This window comes from Microbacterium sp. K24 (genome assembly GCF_004794465.1).
Classification (GTDB): domain Bacteria; phylum Actinomycetota; class Actinomycetes; order Actinomycetales; family Microbacteriaceae; genus Microbacterium.
The window spans coordinates 1-18,201 of the sequence record NZ_SSDJ01000090.1; the positions used below are offsets into that span (position 1 = coordinate 1).

Below are 18,201 nucleotides of genomic sequence, written 5' to 3' on the forward strand. Positions count from 1 at the left end.
AGGAGCACCATGAGGAAGCCGAGGCCGCTGACGCCGATCCACGATGTGAGCGGAGCGAGCGGACTCTGCGCCTGGCTCATGCCGATGCGGGCCCAGGGGAAGCCTCCGTAGGGCCAGGAGCCGACGAACACCTCCCGACCGACCCAGAGGGCGGCGATCACGGTCGGGAGTCCGAGCAGGCGCCCTGCCGTCCCCGGGAAGGCGCGCGGCATCCAGCGGTAGGCCAGCGCCGTCAGGATCAGCGCAATCGCCGTGAGACCGCCCTCGACAACGCTCAGCGCCGCCCACGGAACCGGACCGAGATAGCGCGCGGTGAACGACACGAGGAACCCGAACAGCACGATGCCGTAGACGAGCCCGACCAGCAGGGCACCGCCCGCCCGACGGCCGATGAGCGCGAGGAGCACGAGGGCGACCGCCGGGAAGGCGAGCACCCAGACCGCGGACTCCGGGTAGGCGAGGTTCATCAGGAACGCCGAGAGTGCGGCGGCGATCACGGCCACCCAGAGCGGCAGGAGGGGGCGCTGGCGCGCTCGGGATTCGGACATCCCTCTCATTCTCACATCGACGAGTAGGAGACGATTCCACGGCGCACGCCGTCGAGTGCCGCTCGCGCCGTGCGGGCGAGTGCTCCGTCCTCTGCGACGATCGACAGCTGGTCGAGAAGATCGATCGTCTGCTTCGCCCAGCGCACAAAATCGCCCGCAGCCATGTCGGCATCGATCAGGACGCGATCGAGCATTCCGCCTCGAGCCCACGAGTGCATCGCTCCGGCCAGGCCGGCGGCGAGCGGCTCGGATCCCGGGAGGTGGTGATCCTTCTCCAGATCGTCGAGCTCGGCCCACAACATGGTCGTCTTCTCGTACGCGGTGCGGAATGCCCCACGCGGGAGACCCCGCTCCCCCGAGTTCGCCTCGTCGCGACGCGGCTCGTAGACGAGGCAGCACGCCATCGCAGCGAGCGACGGCGCATCGAGTCCGTTCCAGAGCCCTTGTCGGAGCGACTCCGCGACGAGCAGATCGCGTTCCCCGTAGATGCGGCGCATCGTGCGTCCGGCTTCGGTCAGCACGGTCTCGCCCGAGTCCTGGGAGAGGTAGTCCAGCGTCTCGAGCACCTCGACGACACGATCGAAGACGCGTGCGACCGTGCCGGTGCGCGTCTCGATCTGACGGCGGATGCGGTCGGTCTGGCGCTTGAGCTTCCAGTAGCGCTCCGCCCACCGGGCGTGCGCCTCGCGATCAGGGCATCGATGGCAGGGATGACGCTGCATGCTGGTGCGCAGCGACTGGATGCGCTTCATGCGCTTGTCTCGGGCGGCGCGCGGCGCGGCGGAGTCCTGCCGGTTCTTCTTCTCGAGGTCGCTCAACTCACGCCGGATGGCCGCGTACTCGGGGAAGTCTCCGTGCTCGCACGCCATCGACTTCTCGTAGCCGGCGAGCGACGCCTCGGCCTCTCGCACCTGGCGCGCCAGCCCGACGACGGCACGGTCCGCCTGGAACTGCGCGAACGACGACTCGAGGATCTGCCGCGCGCGCTGCTTGCCGAACAGGTCGATCAGGTTGACCGCCATGTTGTACGTCGGGCGGAAGCTCGAGTTCAGCGGGTACGTGCGCCGCGACGCGAGCGCGGCGACCGCCTGCGGATCCATGCCCTCGGTCCACTGGACCACTGCATGGCCCTCGACGTCGATTCCACGGCGCCCCGCTCGTCCGGTGAGCTGCGTGTACTCCCCCGAGGTGATCGCGACGCGGGCCTCGCCGTTGAACTTCTCCATCTTCTCGAGCACGACCGTCCGCGCCGGCATGTTGATGCCCAGCGCCAGCGTCTCGGTGGCGAAGACGACCTTGACGAGCTTGAGGCGGTAGAGCTCTTCCACGACCTCCTTGAAGGCGGGCAGGAGGCCGGCATGATGGGCGGCGACACCGCGCTCCAGGTTCTCCAGCCAGTCCCAGTACCCGAGCACGCCCAGGTCCTCGTCCTGGAGCGACCGCGTGCGGTCCTCGACGATCGCGCGGATCTCGGCCTTCTCCTCCGATGACGTCAGCCGGATGCCGGAGCGACGGACCTGCTGCACCGCAGCATCGCATCCCACACGACTGAAGATGAAGAAGATCGCCGGCAGCAGATTCGCGCGCTCGAGGAGCTTGATGACATCCGGCCGGTCCATGCGCTCGATACGACGGACGTTCGAGGGGCGCACCGGACGCTGTCCGCCGCGCGGTGGCCTCTTGGCCTGTCGGCCCGCGTGCCGGGCGCTGCTGTACGACTGGGCCTGCCGATTGTTCTCGTAGTGCGAACCCGTGAACGACCGGATCCGCATCAACTCCTGATTGACCTGCGCGGTGGCGATGCCCGCCCGGTCGTCGAAGAGCGGGAGCAGGTCGTCCCTCACGAGCACGTGCTGCTCGAGCGGCACCGGGCGGATCTCCGACACGATGACCTCGGTGTCACCGCGGACGGTGTCGAGCCAGTCGCCGAACTCCTCCGCGTTCGACACGGTGGCGCTCAGGGACACGAGCCGCACGTGCTGCGGCAGGTGGATGATGACCTCTTCCCACACCGCACCGCGGAACCGGTCGGCGAGGTAGTGCACCTCGTCCATGATCACGTACCGCAGGTCGCGCAGCGCCGCCGAGTCGGCGTAGATCATGTTGCGGAGCACCTCGGTGGTCATCACCACGATGCGCGCGTTGCCGTTGATGTTCGTGTCACCGGTGAGCAGGCCGACCTCGTCGGGGCCGTAGACCTCGACGAGCTCGCGGAACTTCTGGTTCGACAGCGCCTTCATCGGCGTCGTGTAGAAGGCCTTGTCGCTCGGGGTCTGCATCGCGAGGTGGATGGCGAACTCGCCCACGATCGTCTTGCCGGCGCCGGTGGGAGCCGCGACGAGAACGCTCCGACCGGCCTCGAGCGCGTGGCATCCGGCCACTTGGAAGGGGTCGAGCTCGAACTTCTGGCGGGCAGCGAACGCGATCGTCGCCGGGTGCTCAGCCGCCTCTCGTGCCGCAGCGTATCGCTCGGAAGGCGAACTCATACCGCGTCCGGCAGAAGCCCGGCTGCGGCGTCACGTTTGCGTTTGCGTCGGTCGAACAGCATCGAGAGCCCGGCCGCGGCGAAGAACAGCACGATCAGGATGCCGGCGAGCATCAGCATGCTGATGACATCCGCGGCGGGCGTCGCCAGAGCGGCGAAGACCGTCGCGATGAGGATCGCGACGCGCCACCCTTTGAGGATGGCCCGCCCGGACATGATGCCCGCGACGTTCAGAGCGACCAGGAACACGGGGAGCACGAAGGAGATCCCGATGACGATCATCAGCTTGAAGATGAAGTCGTAGTACTCCTGCGCCTGGTAGAAGTTCGTGCCGCCCTCGGGCGTGAAGCCCCACATCAGCTCGATCACGTGCGGTGTGACGAGGATGCCGAGGTAGCAGCCGGCGAAGAACAGCGGCACGGCGGCGGCGACGAACGAGACCGTGTAGCGGATCTCCTTGCGCGTCAGGCCGGGCATGATGAACGCCCAGATCTGCCAGAGCCAGACCGGCGCCGAGAGGAAGAGACCGATGGAGAACGCGATCCGCATTCGCATGTCGAACGCGGCCGTCACGGTCCCGAAGTTGAGTGCACTGAAGTTGTCGCCGCGCTTCTCGATGATGACGCGGATCGGCTCCGTGATCAGGTGGATCACCGGATCGGCGATGAGGAAGGCGATGACCATGCCGACGACCAGCGCGAGCGCCGCCCACATCAGGCGCTTCCGCAGTTCGACCAGATGCGCGCCGAGCGACATCCGCCTATCCCGATCCGCCTTCGGCTTCACGGGCGGTTCGATGGTTGCCACGGTCGATCAGGTGCGAGGCGGAGTCTCAGGGTTGACGCCGGAGTCCTTGGCTACGGAGTCCTTCACCGTGGTGGGCTCGGCGACGACAGCGTCGGTGCGAGTCTCGTCCTCGTCCTTCATCGCCTTCATCTCACCCTTGAAGACGCGAGCCGACTGACCCACGCTCTTCGCGAGTGCCGGCAGCTTCGCAGCGCCGAACAGAAGAAGGATGACGGCGAGCACGATGAGCAGGTGCCAGCCTTGCAGTCCAGCCATAATCATTTCCCGTCTTCGGTAAGCGTGTGACCCAGTCTACAGATCAATCCCGGGGATCGGGGTGACGATAGAGCGCGAGTCCGGATGCCGCCCATTCACGGGTCGACGACCGCGCGATGCCGGGTTCCAGCACCTCCATCTGTCCGCCGAAGCGCGCGGCGAGCCGCTTGATGCCCCGCGGATCGGCCAGGTGGAAGTGCGCGGTCGTCGAACCGTCGACGGCTTCGAGAGTGGTCGCCGGGAGGAAACCGGTCAGCAGCGGCACGTACCGCTCGGAGACACGCACCGTGACCTCGCGCTCGTCGTCGAGGCCGGCGAAGGGCTCCGGCACCTGATCTCCGCCATGGGTGATCGGGATGTCGGTCAGCTTCGGCTCGCTCACCCGATCGAGGTGGAACGTGCGCATCGCCTGCCGCAGGTGGCACCACCCCTGCAGGTACCACTGGGCGTTGGTGATGAGGATCTGCACCGGGTCGACGGTGCGTGTCGTCGGCGCGGCATCCGGAGCCTGGTAGGTGAACGAGATCGCGACCCCGTCCTGCAGGCCGCGGGCGACGGCCTCGCGCACCTCGTCCACCGCGCTGGGCGCGACGACGACGTCGGCGGGCGCGTCGGCCGCCCCGCGGGACAGCTTGGAGATCAGTCCTGCGACGAGGCCCGAATCCGAGACCGCGGGCACGGCGGCGACCATCTGAAGGCCGGCGAGCAGGGCGGCCGCCTCTCGGGCGGTGAAACGGGGAACGCGACGCAGGGCGACGTCGTTGGTGATCTCGATGACGTCCTCGAGATCGAGCAGGTCCCAGTTGATGTCGAACATCTCCTGCGGCTGCTGCCAGTACCCGGACTCGCCCGGGAGACCGATCACGGTCAGCTTCTCGACCATGCCGCGCATCTCCTGCGGCGTGACGCCGAACTCCGCGGAGGCCTCGGCGAGCGAGACCTGGCCGTGCTCGAGCAGGTACGGCACGAGAGTGAGATACAGCCGCACGCGTTCGGCGGCGAGCAGAGGCTTGGCCTGGGTGCTCATCGTGTTCCCTCCCGCTCGGTGTGCGCGTCGACGACGGCCTGCAGCCGTGCGATCACTTCGTCGCGCAGCGCGGCAGGCTCCACGACGCGCACCTCGGGGCCGTACGAGGCGAGCTCGTCGGCGAGGATGTGCAGGTCGACGAACGGAACCGTGATGCCCTGTGCCGCGGGTGCGGCGCGGCGACCGAGGCGGAGTGCCGCCTCCGTGCCGGGAGTGACCTCCAGCAGTGCGGAGTTCTCCGCGGCGACGCGATCGAGTCCGGCGAGTGCACGCTCCCCCGCGCCGTCACGCAGCGACGGATCGAAGCTCGTGGCGGTGAGCTTCACGTCGCCGACGATGCGGCTGAGCAGGAACATCCGGTCCTCGTCGATGTCGACGTCGACCCCGAACACGTGCCACCGCGCCTCGTAGTCGACGAGCGCGAGCGGACGGATGCTGCGCCGTCGAGGCACGGACTCGCCCGGCTTCAGGTATTCGAAGACCACGACCCGGCTCTTCTCGATCGCATCCTGCAGCGGAGCGAACGCCGCGTCCCTCGCGGTGATGCGGGGTGCGAAACCGATGATCGGCTCGTCGCCGTCGATGCCCAGGGCACGGATCTTGCGGACACCGGACTGCGCGTCGCCCGACGCGGATTCCGCGCTCCACACGCTTCCGGCCAGTCTCAGCACGGCGAGTTCCGCCGGCGTGAACTCGATGTCGGCGGGCAGGTCGTATTCCGCCTGCGGAATGCGGTAGCGCGCCTCGCGGAGATCGTTCGGGTCCGCGGCGTCGCCGATCGTCTCGATCGGAACGCCGAGAGACCGCAGCTCCTCCTTGTCGCGCTCGAACATCTTCTCCAGAGCGTCCGAGCGGGTGCCGGCATCCGCTCGCTGACGATAGCCCGAGACGTTGTCGAGGATCTGCTGCTTGGTGAGCCCGATCTCCGTGGCCATCAGCGCCACGACGAGATTCGTCAGGCGCTCCTCCGCGGGAATCCGGGCGGCCATCACTGCGTGGGCGCCGTCACTGCGCCCAGGATGTCGACGACGTACGCGACGGCTGCCGCACCATCGGTACCGGGGGTCACGACGAGCAGCTGCGAACCCACCGTCTTGCCGACGATCTGCTCGGCGACGGCGGGAGCGGTCGACGCCAGGTCGCCCGTCGGGCCCTTACCCCATGTGGTCGTGACGACGCTCTTGTCGTCCCAGTTGACGGCCGTCACGTTCACCAGAGGAATCTGGTCGGCGGCGACCTTCTCGCCGTCGCCCTTGATGAGGGTCTGCACGACCTGCTTCTTCGGCGCGGCACTGTCGGGAATGATGATGCCGGGTGTGCCGTCGGCGGCGCGGACGACCGTGGGCATGCCCTGCGCATCGTTGAACTGCAGCGCCCCCTCGGCCTTCGAGAGGAAGACGTCGAGGACATCGATCACGAAGACCATGTTGTCGTCATCCGACAGACCGAGACCCGAAAGGGCTTCGACACCGAAGTCCTCCGGGGTGAGACCGGCGATGATCCGCGAGCCCTCGGTCGCGCATTCGAACGCCTTCGCGAGCCCGGGCGACTGCGATGCCCAGTAATCCGCGTTGGAGACCTGGCCCTTGTTCTCGTCGTACGCGGTCGCATAGACCTTCTCGCCGGTCTCCCCGCTGTAGATCGAGAGCTCGACGGTGACGGCCTGCTGGCCGTTGACGATCGTGGGTCCGTCGCCGACGGCGACGTCGGCGTAGGACGACTTCTTGAGGTGGAGCGGCGAGAACACCGTGACATCGGGTGCGGAGCCGAAGTCGCCCTCGACGGTGACGGCGTCCTTAATGGCGCTGGAGTCGGCGCTGCGATCACAGGCGGCACCGTCGGACGAACCCGCGGCGGAGCAGCCCGTCAGGGCGAGGACGGCGAGGCTGAGGGAGGCCAGAACGGCGGACGTTTTACGCACGCGCTCCAGTCTATTCCGTCGAGTGCTCCGATTCGCGCGAAGCGGCGGCCGCGCGCGCCCCCTCGGCAGCCTTGCTCGCCTCCCTGGCTCGCTTGCGGAGCTGCTTGTCGTTGATCTCGCGATCGCCGACGGCGCCGGGGGTCCACTGTTCGACATCCTCATCGCCGTAGCTGCTCTTCGACGCACGCCGCTTCACCGAGGGGGCCACGGCGCCGGGCGCGAGTCGCCGCGCGGTCAGCAGGAACCCGGTGTGCGCGACCATCCGGTGATCGGGACGCACGGCGAGACCTTCGACGTGCCAGCCGCGGACCATGGTCTCGGAGGCGTCGGGGTCGGTGAAGAGCCCGGTTCCGCGGATGTACTCCGCCACCCGGGAGAGCTGCGTCGCGGTCGCGACATAGCAGAGCACCACGCCACCGGGAGTCAGGGCCTCGGAGACCGCATCGATGCACTCCCACGGGGCGAGCATGTCGAGCACGACGCGGTCCACGCTGCCCGCAGCCGTCTCCGCCGGGAGCGATTCGACCAGGTCTCCGACCACCACACGCCAGGTGTCGGGATGCCCGCCGAAGAAGGTCTCCACGTTGCCACGGGCGACGTCCGCGAAGTCGTCGCGTCGCTCGAACGAGATCAGCTGCCCGGCAGGACCGATGGCCCGCAGCAGCGACAGCGACAGCGCTCCTGAGCCGACGCCGGCCTCGACCACCGTGGCGCCGGGGAAGATGTCCGCCTGCATGACGATCTGCGCCGCATCCTTCGGGTAGACGATCGCCGCGCCGCGGGGCATCGACATGGCGAAGTCCTTCAGAAGAGGGCGCAGCGCCAGGTATTCGTGGCCGGAGCTGTTGGCGACCACGGAGCCGTCGGGAAGACCGATCAGATCGCGGTGGCGGAGCACGCCCTGGTGCGTGTGCAGTTCGCCGTCCTCGCGGAGGGTGACCGTGCTGAGACGGCCCTTGGGGCCGGTCAGCTGCACGCGATCGCCGACCCGGAACGGTCCGCTCGGGCGCGGAGCACCGGCGACCGTCATCGGATCGCCTCCGTCGCAGCGCTCTCGACGACGAACAGGTCGACCAGGTCGGAGACGCTCCGCCCGGCGAGAGTCGGCCACAGTTCATGGGCCCCGAGTCCGTCCAGCGAGACGATGTGCGGCACGCCGATCGTCCGTGCTCCCGATGCGAGACCGGCACGCACGCCGGTGGGCGAATCCTCGATCACCACGACGTCGGCGATGTCGACGTCGAGGAGCGCAGCGGCCTGCAGATACGGCTCCGGGTGGGGCTTGGGGTTGTCGACGTCGTCACCGGCCACGACGATGTCGAACGCCTCGAAGTCGATCAGGTCCACGACGCTCAACGCCATCCGGCGGAGCGACATGGTGACGAGACCGGTGGGGATCCCCGCCTGCCGGAGCTCCGCGAGAAGCTCGCGCGCGCCGGGACGGAACGGCACGCCCTGCGTGCGCAGCGACTCCTGCACGACATCGGTCAGATGCGACACGATCGCCTCCGGCTCCATGACGACGCCGGCGTTCTGCAGGATGATCGCGCTGTCGATCAGACCGCTCCCGACCAGCTGCAGCGCATCCTCATGAGTCCATGTGCCGCCGAAGGATTCGACCAGCGACGTCTCGGCCGCCATCCAGTACGGCTCGGTGTCGACGAGTGTTCCATCCATGTCCCAGAGGACTGCGCGGGGCTTTCTGCTCACTGAACCCATGCTAGCCGGGTGCCGCCCACATCCTTCCGACGCGGACTAGCCTGGAGGGATACGTCCTCGATCTCGAAGGGAGCCCATGATGGATGTTCTCGGTTCACGCATCGTCATCGCCGCCTTCGACGGCTGGAACGACGCAGGCGAAGCAGCCAGTGGCGCCGTCGAGGCGCTGCGTTCGTCGTCGGAGTACGAGCTCGTGCATTCCGTCGACCCCGAGCTGTACTTCGACTACCAGTACACCCGTCCTTCGACGCAGATGGATGCCGAGGGACGACGACAGCTCAAATGGCCGGAGGCCGGGCTCTGGCGTCCGCGCGATCCCGGCCCCGGCACGGAGTTCTGGCTGCTCACCGGCGTGGAGCCGGCCCGGACATGGCAGTCGTTCGCCGCGGAGTTCATCGACATCGCGCTGCGCGACGACATCACGGGACTCGTGACGATGGGCGCCATGCTGGCCGACGTGCCGCACACCCGACCCATCTCGATCTTCGCTTCGAGCCAGAACGAGCAGGTGCGCGAGGCGCACGGCCTGGAGCGCTCGCTCTACGAGGGGCCGGTCGGCATCCTCAGCGTCTTCGAGCACTTCGCCGAGAGCGCCGGCATCCCGACCGCCGGTCTCTGGGCGAGCGTGCCGCACTACGTCGCCTCCGCGACGCCCTCCCCCAAGGTCACACTCGCGCTCCTCGATCGACTCGAGGAGCTGACCGGTGTGGACGTCGACCGCAGCCACCTGCGCACCGAGGCTGCCGCGTGGGAGGCGTCGATCGACGCCGCGGCCTCCGAAGACGACGACATGGCCGAGTACATCCGTCAGCTCGAGCGCACGCGCGACACCTGGGACTCCCCCGAGGCTTCGGGAGACGCGATCGCGCAGGCTTTCGAGCGCTACCTGCGCCGTCGGGGCGATGCGCCCGGCGACCACAAGCGCTGACCCGGCTCAGGCGGCGATGACGCCCGTGGCGAGCATGATGAGCAGCGCGGTGCCGAGCAGGATCCGGTAGATCACGAACGGCAGGAAGCTGCGCTTCGAGATGAAGTTCATGAAGAACGCGATCACACCGAGGGCCACGACGAACGCGATGCCGGTCGCGGCCAGCGTGTCGCCGAAGGAGAAGAACGACGGCTCGCCCCAGCTCTTGAACACCTGATAGAAACCACTGCCGAAGACGGCGGGGATCGCGAGCAGGAAGGCGTAGCGGGCTGCCGCAGCGCGCTCGTAGCCGAGGAAGAGCCCCATCGTGATGGTGCCGCCGGAACGCGAGACGCCGGGGATCAGCGCGAGCGCCTGCGCGAACCCGAACGCGACGCCGTGCGGGTAGGTCAGGTCGCCGAGCTTGCGGCGCTTCGCGCCCACGTGGTCGGCGATGCCGAGCAGGATGCCGAACACGATGAGCATGATCGCGACGATCCAGAGCGACCGGAACACGGTCTCGATCTGATCCTGGAAGAACAGCCCGAGCAGCACGATCGGAACGCTGCCGATGATGATCATCCAGCCCATCCGGGCATCCGGATCGCTGCGCGGCACGCGACCGGCGAGTGAACGGAACCACTGCGAGATGATGCGCACGATGTCTCGCCAGAAGAAGACCACCACCGCCGCTTCGGTGCCGATCTGCGTGATCGCCGTGAAGGCCGCTCCCGGATCCTCACCCGACGGCAGGAAGGTGCCGATGATGCGCAGGTGGGCACTGGAGGAGATGGGCAGGAACTCGGTGAGTCCCTGGACGATGCCGAGGATGAGGGCTTCGAGCAGGTGCATGGAGGGCCTTCTGGTGAGATGAGGGCGCGGAGGCGGGCGGGCTGCGGTCAGTAGGTGCGCAGCAGATCGGCCAGCACCCGCTGGCCGAAGACAAGCGATTCTACGGGCACGCGCTCGTCCACACCGTGGAACATGCCCGTGAAGTCGAGGTCGGCCGGCAGCTTCAGCGGGGCGAATCCGTAGCCGGTGATGCCGAGGTAGGCGAGCGCCTTGTTGTCGGTGCCGGCGCCCAACAGGTACGGGATCACGGGAACGCCGGGGTCATGGCGTCCGATGCTCGCGACCATGGCCTCGACGAGCTCGCCTTCGAACGGGGTCTCCATGCCGATGTCGCGCACGACCGTCTCGATCACGATGTCGTCGCCGACGATCTGCTGGAGCTCGGCGAGCACGTCGTCTTCCGTACCCGGGATGACGCGCACGTCGATCAGCGCCTCGGCGCGCTCGGGGATCACGTTGTGCTTGTAACCGGCGGTCAGCGCGGTCGGGTTGGTCGTGGTGCGGAACGACGAGCGCAGGAACGCCTCGGCCGGCCCCGCGGCGGCGGCGAGAGCATCGGGATCCTCTGCGCTGCGGCCCGTCAGGCTGCTGAGGCCCTGGAGGAGCGCCTCGGTGGTGGATGTCAGCCGGATCGGCCAGCGAGTGCGACCGATAGCGGCGACAGCCTCGGCGAGCTTCGTGACGGCGTTGTCGTCGTGCAGGCGGCTGCCGTGACCGGCCCGGCCCTTCGCCACCAGGCGGATCCAGATCAGGGCTTTCTCGCCCACCTGCAGCAGGTACGCGCGCCGGTCATCGACGGTGATCGAGTAGCCGCCGACCTCGCTGATGGCCGCAGAGGCGCCCTCGAACCACTCCGGGTGATTCTGCACGACCAGCGCCGATCCCTCCACTCCGCCGTTCTCCTCGTCGGCGAAGAACGCCAGAACGAGATCGCGCTCGGGCTGCTCCCCTGCGCGCAGGATGTCCGCGACGGCCGTCAGGATCATCGCGTTCATGTTCTTCATGTCGACGGCCCCGCGGCCCCACAGCATGCCGTCCTGCACGAGGCCGGCGAACGGATCGACGGTCCAGTCCTCCGCCATGGCCGGGACGACGTCCAGGTGGCCGTGCACGACGAGCGCGGGCTTGCTGCTGTCGCGACCGCGCACGCGAGCCATCACGTTCGTGCGGCGAGGGATCGGCTCGTAGTACTCGACCTCGAGTCCGAGGCCCTCGAGGTAGGCGCCGACGTACTCCGCGGCCTCCCGCTCGCCCTTGGCGTTGCCGCCGCCGAAGTTCGACGTGTCGAACCGGATCAGGTCGCTCGCGATGCGGACGACCTCGGGCAGGGAGGGATCGGTCATGGCTCCAGGCTACCGAAACGGCGAGCCACGCCCGGGCGTACGGCTCGGTTCGAAGCGCGCTCCATTACGTGCTAATCTCATTCTTCGGTCGGCAACGATCATCCAACACCTGCGCGGGTGGCGGAATGGTAGACGCGCTACGTTGAGGTCGTAGTGCCCGTAAGGGCGTGGGGGTTCAAGTCCCCCTCCGCGCACAGGAAGCAAGAGGCGGTCCCGAGAGGGGCCGCCTCTTCTGTTTCCGCCGCTCGTCCTCGTGCCTCATCGGAAAGCGCGGCTGATGCCTCCGCTGATCTGAGCGAGCTGCGACCACAGCAGGAGGCGTCGCAATGGCCGGAACAGGAGGCCGACGGCTCGTCGCCAGCCTCTGCTGCGACGCCAGGCAAGAGTGATCTCCAGCTGCGTTCCTCCGGCCGCGGGGTGCAACGCGATCAGAATCCTGATCGCGGCGCTGCCCGGTGCGTCCGGATAGCTGAATCGCCAGGAGATCACCGCGTTCCTGTCCACCTCGAGCACCTCCACGCGGCGCCGCAGGAATCGTTCGCGTACGGCGAGGCGCTTGCCGTCCGGGCGGCGTTCCGGGGCGAAGGTGAACCAGGTGTCGCCCGCCTCGGCGATCGAGACTTCGGCCCCGCACTCGACTCGGGCCGTCATCGCATCCCACTCCAACATCTGCCGCGGGTCGGCGAGGAGACTCCAGACCTCGTCGACGGATGCCGGCACGAACGCCTCCGCGAATCCGCACACCTCACCCTCTCCGTGGACGGGGAACGTGTGGAGCGCGAGACCCTGCACCTCGTCCAGCCGCGCGACGATCTCGGCTGCCGACGTGCCCACGCGTTCGAGCAGGTCGTCGATCAGCCCGCTCTGATCCTTCAGCAGCTCTCGCAGGACCGCCTCGGCGTCGCCCGTGTGCCTGCCCGAGGCGGCGCGCGCGAAGATCTCGCGAGCCCGCGGCGTCCACTCGTAGCCGCCGGTCTCGTGGAACCGGATCCGCTCCGGTCCTTCCGCATCCCCCGCGACGATCCCGAGAGACCGGAGCTGCGCGGCGCGCTGATCGCCGAGGGCCCGACGGACGGCGTCGAGAGTGACGCCGGCGCCGCGCAGCACCTGGCCGGCCGGGTGCGTGCTGAGCGTCAGCGCGAGGAGCAGATGGTCGAGATCGGTCTCTCGCTGGCCGAAGCGAGAGGCCTCCTCCATCGCTGCAAGCGAGAGGCTCTGGCTCGTCGCCGCGATCACCGAGAACCTGCTCACCGGTTCCTCCTCGGAACGGGGATCGTCTGGTCGACGCGTCTCGCGTGCTTCTTGTGCACCGCCTGCCGCGTCACGCCCAGGGCCTCGGCGATGGCCTGCCAGCTCATCCCGGCTCTGAGCCCCGCTTCGACCTGACGGAGTTCGAGAGCGTCCGTCAGGATGCGAAGAGAGGCCACCGCCCGCAGACCGGCGCGCGGGTCGGCGGTGTCGGAGGCCAGAGTCGCCAGCTGCGCAGAATCCATGGTGTCAACCTACGTTGCTCGCGTGAGCGTGTCAACGTAGGTTGCGAACGGCGTCAGGCCACGCCGACGCCGAACACGAGACCGAGCACGTAGGTCACCGCGGCCGCACCGAAGCCGATCGCCAGCTGCCGCAGTGCCCGGCGCAGCGGAGGTCCGCCGGAGAGCACGCCGACCATCGCCCCGGTGCTCAGCAGGGCGATGCCGACGAGCACGAGGGCGAGAGCGATCGCGGCGATCCCCTGGAGCCCGAAGATCCACGGGAGCACCGGCACGATCGCACCGGACGCGAAGAGCAGGAAGCTGGAGATCGCAGCCGTCCAGTCGCTGCCGACGATGTCGTGGTCGCCGCCGGGCACGGTGACCGGCCCGGTCGCGGCGCGACGGGCGCCGGCCTTGGCGGCCTCGACGATGCGGTGGGCACGGGCGAGCGCTTCTTCCTGCTCCATGCCCCGTGCCCGGTAGACCAGGGCGAGCTCGTTCTCGTCGATGTCGAGGTCGCCCGCCGCATCCGCCGCATCCTCGTTGGCCTCGGTGGCGGCGAGCAGCTCGCGCTGCGACCGCACCGAGACGAACTCGCCGGCGCCCATCGACAGGGCGCCGGCCAGCAGACCGGCGATGCCGCTGAAGAGCACGAACCCGGAGCTCACCCCGGTCGCGCCGATGCCGAGCACGAGCGCCAGGTTGCTCACCAGACCGTCGTTGGCGCCGAACACCGCGGCGCGGAACGAGCCGGAGAGCCGTCGCCGTCCTCGGGCTGCGAGCCCGCGCACCACCTCGTAGTGGATCTTCTCGTCGGCGCGCATCGCCGGAGTCGCGTACTGCTCTGCGTCGTAGGGCGAGCGTGCTTCCGCGCTCTGCGCGAGGGCCAGCACGAAGATCGAGCCGAAACGACCGGCCATCCAGCCGAGCAGACGTGAGCGGATGCCGGCACGCGGCAGGCGCTTCGGCTCGCCGCCGAGCAGGTCGAGCCAGTGCTGCTCGTGGCGCCGCTCCGCATCGGCGAGGCGCAGCAGGATCTCCTGCTCCTCCCCCGTGCGTCGCGCCGCGAGCTTCTGGTATACCGTCCCTTCGGCACGTTCCTCGACCAGGTATCGTGCCCAGCGGCGGCGGTCAGCGGGTGTCGGTTCGGTGGCGGCAGGCGCTGTCATGGATCCTCCAGATGTCGCGGAGCCCGGTCCGCGGGCAACCGTTCCACGCTAGCCGCGCACCCGCTCACGAACGGCGCTCACGCGAGGATTGCCAGCATTTCGGGAATCCGAACCCTTCGGCAGGCTCAGGGACCTCCCGGCAGTCAGGAGCGCACGCGCTTGCGCAGCACGTCGATCCGCGCCTGCAGCTGCGTCACGGTGGCCTGCGCGACCGCCGGTCCTCCGCAGATGCGTCGCAGCTCGGCGTGCACCGCGCCGTGCGGCTCGCCCTTCTGACGGGCGTACAGGCCCACGAGGCTGTTCAGCAGCTGCCGCTGCTCTTTGAGCGTGCGGTGGAGAGGCGCAGGCAGCGTGGTGGTCTCGGTCGGCCCGGCCGCGGCCTCGCGGGCCTCGCGCAGGCGGGACTGCCGGGTCTGACGCTGCATGAGCAGCTCGTGCACGTGCTCGGGCTCGAGGAGGCCGGGGAAGCCGATGAACTCCTCCTCCTCGGGCGTGCCGGGCTCGGCGAGCTGTCCGAACTCCTGGCCTTCGAACACCACCCGATCGAAGTGCGCGACCGAGGAGAGCGCCTGATAGCTGAACTCCTGCTCGAGCGCGTCGGAGGTCTCTTCCTCGCGGTTGGCGCTCTCGAGCAGAGAGTCGTCGAGGCCGTCGTCATCGTTGGACTGGCGGTCGAGCGCGTGGTCGCGCTCCTTGTCCATCTCGTTGGCGAGGCCCATGAGGACGGGCACCTGGGGCAGGAAGACGCTGGCGGCTTCACCACGACGCCGCGCCCGCACGAACCGGCCGATGGCCTGCGCGAAGAACAGCGGCGTCGACGAGGACGTGGCGTACACGCCGACCGCGAGGCGCGGCACGTCGACGCCCTCGGACACCATCCGCACCGCCACCATCCAGCGCTGCTCGCCGGCGCTGAACTTCTCGATGCGCTCCGACGCCGTCGCGTCGTCGGAGAGCACGATCGTGGGCTGCTGCCCGGTGATGCTGTGCAGGATCTTCGCGTAGGCCCGCGCGACGGTTTGGTCGGTCGCGAGCACGAGGCCACCGGCATCCGGCACATGATGGCGGATCTCGGTCAGTCGACGATCGGCGGCCGACAGCACCGCCGGCATCCACTCGCCCTCGGGATCGAGCGCCGTGCGCCAGGCCTGGGACGTGACGTCTTTCGTGTTGTCCTGGCCGAGGTGGGTCTCGAGCTCGTCACCCGAGGTCGTGCGCCAGCGCATCTTTCCGGCGTACATGTGGAACAGCACCGGACGCACGACGCCGTCGGCGAGGGCCCGTCCGTAGCCGTAGTTGTAGTCGGTGCGCGAGATGCGCGCCCCGGATTCGTCGGGGTGGTACTCGACGAACGGAATCGGCGCGGTGTCGCTGCGGAACGGGGTGCCCGACAGCAGCAGCCGTCGTTTCGCCGGCCCGTAGGCGTCGCGGATCGCATCGCCCCAGCTCAGCGCGTCGCCGCCGTGGTGCACCTCATCGAGGATGACGAGGGTCTTGGCGTCTTCGGTCAGGTGCCGATGCACGGACGACTTCGCCGCGACCTGCGCATACGTGACCACGGCACCGTGATAGTGCCGTGCCGGTGCCCAGTGACTGTTGCGGAAACGCGGGTCCAGGCGGATGTGCACGCGCGCCGCAGCGTCGGCCCACTGGGTCTTGAGGTGCTCGGTGGGGGCGACCACGATGATGCGGTTCACCTCGCCCATGCGCATCAGCTCGACCGCGAGGGTCAGGGCGAAGGTCGTCTTGCCTGCGCCCGGCGTGGCGGCGACGAGGAAGTCGCGTTGGTCGGCCTCGAAGTACGCCTCGAGCGCCTCGTGCTGCCATGCCCGCAGCTTGCTCGCCGTCCCCCAAGGGGCGCGCTGAGGGAAGGAGGGAGAGAGCATCGAGTCCACGATAATCGCTCCCACGGACACCGCTGCGCACTCCCGCCGACGCGCCCGGCAGACCTCCCGTGACACGCCGAGCGCGGGTAGGCTCAGTCCTTGCGCTGCAGCCACCGCCGCACGCATCTGTTCGCGAAGGAGAGCTGGATGACAGACCAGGATTCGACCCGGACCCCCTACGTCGCCAACGAGACGGTGCACCCGTGGCGCCGGTTCGTCGCCGTGGGCGACTCGTTCACCGAAGGCATCGGCGACCCCGACCCGGCGACGCCGGGCAGCCATCGCGGTTGGGCCGACCGCGTCGCCGAGGTGCTCGGTGATCAGGTCGAGGACTTCGCCTACGCGAACCTCGCGGTGCGCGGCAAGCTGATCGCGCAGATCGTCGCCGACCAGATCGAACCGGCCGTGGCGCTGCATCCGGACCTCGTGTCGATCTGCGCAGGCGGCAACGACGTGATCCGCCCGGGAACCGACCCGGACGCGATCGCCATGCAGCTGGAGGATGCCGTCGCGCGCCTGGCGTCCACCGGTGCCGCCGTCATCCTCTTCACGGGCATCGACACCGGATTCACCCCGGTCTTCCGCGCCTTCCGCGGCAAGGTCGCCATCTACAACGAGAATGTGCGCGCGATCGCCGACCGGCACGACTGCATCGTGGCCGACCAGTGGGCGCTGAAGGTCGTGCAGGACATGCGCTTCTTCGACGACGACCGCCTGCACTACAACGCTCTCGGCCACCACGAGGTCGCCCGGATGGTGCTGCGCGCGCTGAACGTGCCGAACGAGCTCGAGTCGCTCCAGCCCGAGCCCATCCCGGTGCGCACCTGGCGCGAGGCCCGCGCCGAGGACTTCGGATGGGCGCGCGAGCATTTCGTCCCGTGGGTGCTGCGCCGTCTGCGCCACCAGTCATCCGGTGATCACATCGTCGCGAAGCGCCCGGATGCGTCGCCGATGATCCGACTCGACCAGAGCTGAAGCGCGACGCTCGTTCTCAGCGCTGCAGCGCCCAGAGGGCGACCGCGGCAGCCGAGGCCACGTTCAGGGAGTCCACTCCCCCGCTCATCGGGATCGTGACCACGTGGTCGGCGCCCTCGAGTGCGGTGCGGGACAGCCCATCGCCCTCCGAGCCCATCACGAGGGCGACCCGTTCGGGGCGGTCGGCGACATAGGCGGCGAGCGTCACGGCATCATCGCGCAACGCGAGCGCCGCGATGTCGAACCCTTCGGCGTGCAGGTCGGTGGTGGCGGATTCCCAGTCCGTGATGCGGGTCCACGGCACCTGGAAGACGGTCCCCATGCTCACGCGCACGCTGCGGCGGTACAGGGGGTCCGCTCCGCCGGGCGAGACGAGCACGGCATCGGCGCCGAGGCCGGCCGCCGCACGGAACGCGGCGCCGACGTTCGTGTGATCGCCGATGTTCTCGAGGATCAGCACGACCCGGGCCCCCTCGAGGACCTCGCGAACGGTCGGCAGCTCCGGACGGTGCATCGACGCGATCGTTCCGCGATGCACCGCGAAACCGGTCACCGCCTCGGCGACCTCGTCCGGGACGACGTACACCGGCACGTCGAGATCGCCGAGGATCCCGCGGATCTCGTCGACGCGCTTCTGCTGCAGCAGCACCGAGCGCGGACGGTGACCGGCGGCGACCGCGCGGGCGATCACCTTCGTCGACTCGGCGATGTACAGGCCGCCCGTCGGGTCGCTCACCGTGCGCAGAGCGGTGTCGGTGAGTCCGCGGTAGTCGTCCAGCCGGGGGTCTGCGGCGTCGGCCACGGAGAAGAGTTCCACGACAGCCACTCTGCCACC

Annotated in this window: 17 protein-coding genes, 1 tRNA gene and 1 pseudogene; 3 read left to right on the forward strand and 16 right to left on the reverse strand. The window is 68.8% G+C overall.

The annotated features are described in order from the left end of the window. From DW306_RS07225 to DW306_RS07265, 9 genes and pseudogenes are all read right to left on the reverse strand, one after another. A pseudogene (locus tag DW306_RS07225) lies at nt 1-548 on the reverse strand (apolipoprotein N-acyltransferase); the annotation flags it as partial. An 11-nt stretch (nt 549-559) separates the two neighbouring features. Next, nucleotides 560-3,034, reverse strand: a complete 2,475-nt coding sequence (locus tag DW306_RS07230) for a DEAD/DEAH box helicase (RefSeq protein WP_136054942.1) — start codon at nt 3,032-3,034, stop codon at nt 560-562. Further along, complete coding sequence (tatC, locus tag DW306_RS07235; RefSeq protein ID WP_136054999.1) at nt 3,031-3,789, reverse strand: twin-arginine translocase subunit TatC; 759 nt, start codon at nt 3,787-3,789, stop codon at nt 3,031-3,033. Before tatC ends, DW306_RS07230 begins: the two co-directional genes overlap by 4 nt. Before the next feature lie 57 nt (nt 3,790-3,846). Beyond that, a complete protein-coding gene (gene tatA, locus DW306_RS07240; RefSeq protein ID WP_136055000.1) occupies nt 3,847-4,098 on the reverse strand; it encodes a Sec-independent protein translocase subunit TatA in 252 nt (83 codons plus the stop codon). A 40-nt stretch (nt 4,099-4,138) separates the two neighbouring features. Continuing rightward, on the reverse strand, nt 4,139-5,122 hold the full coding sequence (locus DW306_RS07245) for a WYL domain-containing protein (protein WP_136054943.1): 984 nt from the start codon (nt 5,120-5,122) through the stop codon (nt 4,139-4,141). Continuing rightward, a complete protein-coding gene (locus DW306_RS07250; protein WP_136054944.1) occupies nt 5,119-6,111 on the reverse strand; it encodes a WYL domain-containing protein in 993 nt (330 codons plus the stop codon). Before DW306_RS07250 ends, DW306_RS07245 begins: the two co-directional genes overlap by 4 nt. Continuing rightward, nucleotides 6,111-7,043 (reverse strand): hypothetical protein, encoded by a 933-nt coding sequence (locus DW306_RS07255; protein WP_136054945.1) that lies wholly within the window; start codon nt 7,041-7,043, stop codon nt 6,111-6,113. The genes DW306_RS07250 and DW306_RS07255 overlap by 1 nt, the downstream gene beginning before the upstream one ends. 10 nt (nt 7,044-7,053) lie before the next feature. Then, nucleotides 7,054-8,073, reverse strand: coding sequence for a tRNA (adenine-N1)-methyltransferase (locus DW306_RS07260; protein WP_136054946.1), 1,020 nt, complete (start codon nt 8,071-8,073; stop codon nt 7,054-7,056). Further along, nucleotides 8,070-8,753, reverse strand: a complete 684-nt coding sequence (locus DW306_RS07265) for an HAD family phosphatase (protein WP_342670840.1) — start codon at nt 8,751-8,753, stop codon at nt 8,070-8,072. The genes DW306_RS07260 and DW306_RS07265 overlap by 4 nt, the downstream gene beginning before the upstream one ends. Before the next feature lie 88 nt (nt 8,754-8,841). Between DW306_RS07265 and DW306_RS07270 the strand changes: the two genes are divergently transcribed. Next, nucleotides 8,842-9,690: a PAC2 family protein gene (locus DW306_RS07270; RefSeq protein WP_136055002.1), complete on the forward strand. Its 849-nt coding sequence runs from the start codon at nt 8,842-8,844 to the stop codon at nt 9,688-9,690. A 6-nt stretch (nt 9,691-9,696) separates the two neighbouring features. Here DW306_RS07270 and DW306_RS07275 read toward each other — a convergent pair whose 3' ends face one another. Together DW306_RS07275 and DW306_RS07280 are read right to left on the reverse strand one after the other, a co-directional pair. Further along, nucleotides 9,697-10,521: an undecaprenyl-diphosphate phosphatase gene (locus tag DW306_RS07275; RefSeq protein ID WP_136054947.1), complete on the reverse strand. Its 825-nt coding sequence runs from the start codon at nt 10,519-10,521 to the stop codon at nt 9,697-9,699. Between the two features lie 47 nt (nt 10,522-10,568). Next, on the reverse strand, nt 10,569-11,864 hold the full coding sequence (locus DW306_RS07280) for a M20/M25/M40 family metallo-hydrolase (protein ID WP_136054948.1): 1,296 nt from the start codon (nt 11,862-11,864) through the stop codon (nt 10,569-10,571). 111 nt (nt 11,865-11,975) lie between these two features. Between DW306_RS07280 and DW306_RS07285 the strand changes: the two genes are divergently transcribed. Continuing rightward, nucleotides 11,976-12,058: transfer RNA gene (locus tag DW306_RS07285), tRNA-Leu, on the forward strand. Nucleotides 12,059-12,122: 64 nt separating this feature from the next. On the opposite strand, the gene DW306_RS07290 is transcribed toward DW306_RS07285, so the two are convergent. The 4 genes from DW306_RS07290 to DW306_RS07305 form a co-directional block, all read right to left on the reverse strand. Beyond that, entirely contained in the window at nt 12,123-13,115 is a 993-nt protein-coding gene (locus DW306_RS07290) for an SRPBCC domain-containing protein (protein ID WP_136054949.1), read from the reverse strand. After that, entirely contained in the window at nt 13,112-13,357 is a 246-nt protein-coding gene (locus DW306_RS07295) for a hypothetical protein (protein ID WP_136054950.1), read from the reverse strand. Before DW306_RS07295 ends, DW306_RS07290 begins: the two co-directional genes overlap by 4 nt. Nucleotides 13,358-13,410: 53 nt before the next feature. Beyond that, the gene (locus DW306_RS07300; RefSeq protein WP_136054951.1) at nt 13,411-14,505 is read right to left on the reverse strand and encodes a VIT1/CCC1 family protein; all 1,095 of its coding nucleotides are present in this window, start codon (nt 14,503-14,505) and stop codon (nt 13,411-13,413) included. Nucleotides 14,506-14,648: 143 nt separating this feature from the next. Further along, nucleotides 14,649-16,391 (reverse strand): DEAD/DEAH box helicase, encoded by a 1,743-nt coding sequence (locus tag DW306_RS07305; protein ID WP_136054952.1) that lies wholly within the window; start codon nt 16,389-16,391, stop codon nt 14,649-14,651. 147 nt (nt 16,392-16,538) lie between these two features. Here DW306_RS07305 and DW306_RS07310 point away from each other — a divergent pair, with 147 nt between their 5' ends. Then, a complete protein-coding gene (locus DW306_RS07310) occupies nt 16,539-17,366 on the forward strand; it encodes an SGNH/GDSL hydrolase family protein (RefSeq protein ID WP_136054953.1) in 828 nt (275 codons plus the stop codon). A gap of 16 nt (nt 17,367-17,382) precedes the next feature. Here DW306_RS07310 and DW306_RS07315 read toward each other — a convergent pair whose 3' ends face one another. Next, a complete protein-coding gene (locus DW306_RS07315) occupies nt 17,383-18,183 on the reverse strand; it encodes an RNA methyltransferase (protein ID WP_136054954.1) in 801 nt (266 codons plus the stop codon). Between the last annotated feature and the right edge of the window lie 18 nt (nt 18,184-18,201).

Excerpts from the sequence above, each read along its gene's own strand:
- DW306_RS07230 (WP_136054942.1), bottom strand. The coding sequence starts at position 3,034 with ATGAGTTCGCCTTCCGAGCGATACGCTGCGGCACGAGAGGCGGCTGAG.
- tatC (WP_136054999.1), bottom strand. The coding sequence starts at position 3,789 with ATGTCGCTCGGCGCGCATCTGGTCGAACTGCGGAAGCGCCTGATGTGG.
- DW306_RS07245 (WP_136054943.1), bottom strand. The coding sequence starts at position 5,122 with ATGAGCACCCAGGCCAAGCCTCTGCTCGCCGCCGAACGCGTGCGGCTG.
- DW306_RS07250 (WP_136054944.1), bottom strand. The coding sequence starts at position 6,111 with ATGGCCGCCCGGATTCCCGCGGAGGAGCGCCTGACGAATCTCGTCGTG.
- DW306_RS07260 (WP_136054946.1), bottom strand. The coding sequence starts at position 8,073 with ATGACGGTCGCCGGTGCTCCGCGCCCGAGCGGACCGTTCCGGGTCGGC.
- DW306_RS07270 (WP_136055002.1), top strand. The coding sequence starts at position 8,842 with ATGGATGTTCTCGGTTCACGCATCGTCATCGCCGCCTTCGACGGCTGG.
- DW306_RS07275 (WP_136054947.1), bottom strand. The coding sequence starts at position 10,521 with ATGCACCTGCTCGAAGCCCTCATCCTCGGCATCGTCCAGGGACTCACC.
- DW306_RS07280 (WP_136054948.1), bottom strand. The coding sequence starts at position 11,864 with ATGACCGATCCCTCCCTGCCCGAGGTCGTCCGCATCGCGAGCGACCTG.
- DW306_RS07295 (WP_136054950.1), bottom strand. The coding sequence starts at position 13,357 with ATGGATTCTGCGCAGCTGGCGACTCTGGCCTCCGACACCGCCGACCCG.
- DW306_RS07300 (WP_136054951.1), bottom strand. The coding sequence starts at position 14,505 with ATGACAGCGCCTGCCGCCACCGAACCGACACCCGCTGACCGCCGCCGC.
- DW306_RS07305 (WP_136054952.1), bottom strand. The coding sequence starts at position 16,391 with ATGCTCTCTCCCTCCTTCCCTCAGCGCGCCCCTTGGGGGACGGCGAGC.
- DW306_RS07310 (WP_136054953.1), top strand. The coding sequence starts at position 16,539 with ATGACAGACCAGGATTCGACCCGGACCCCCTACGTCGCCAACGAGACG.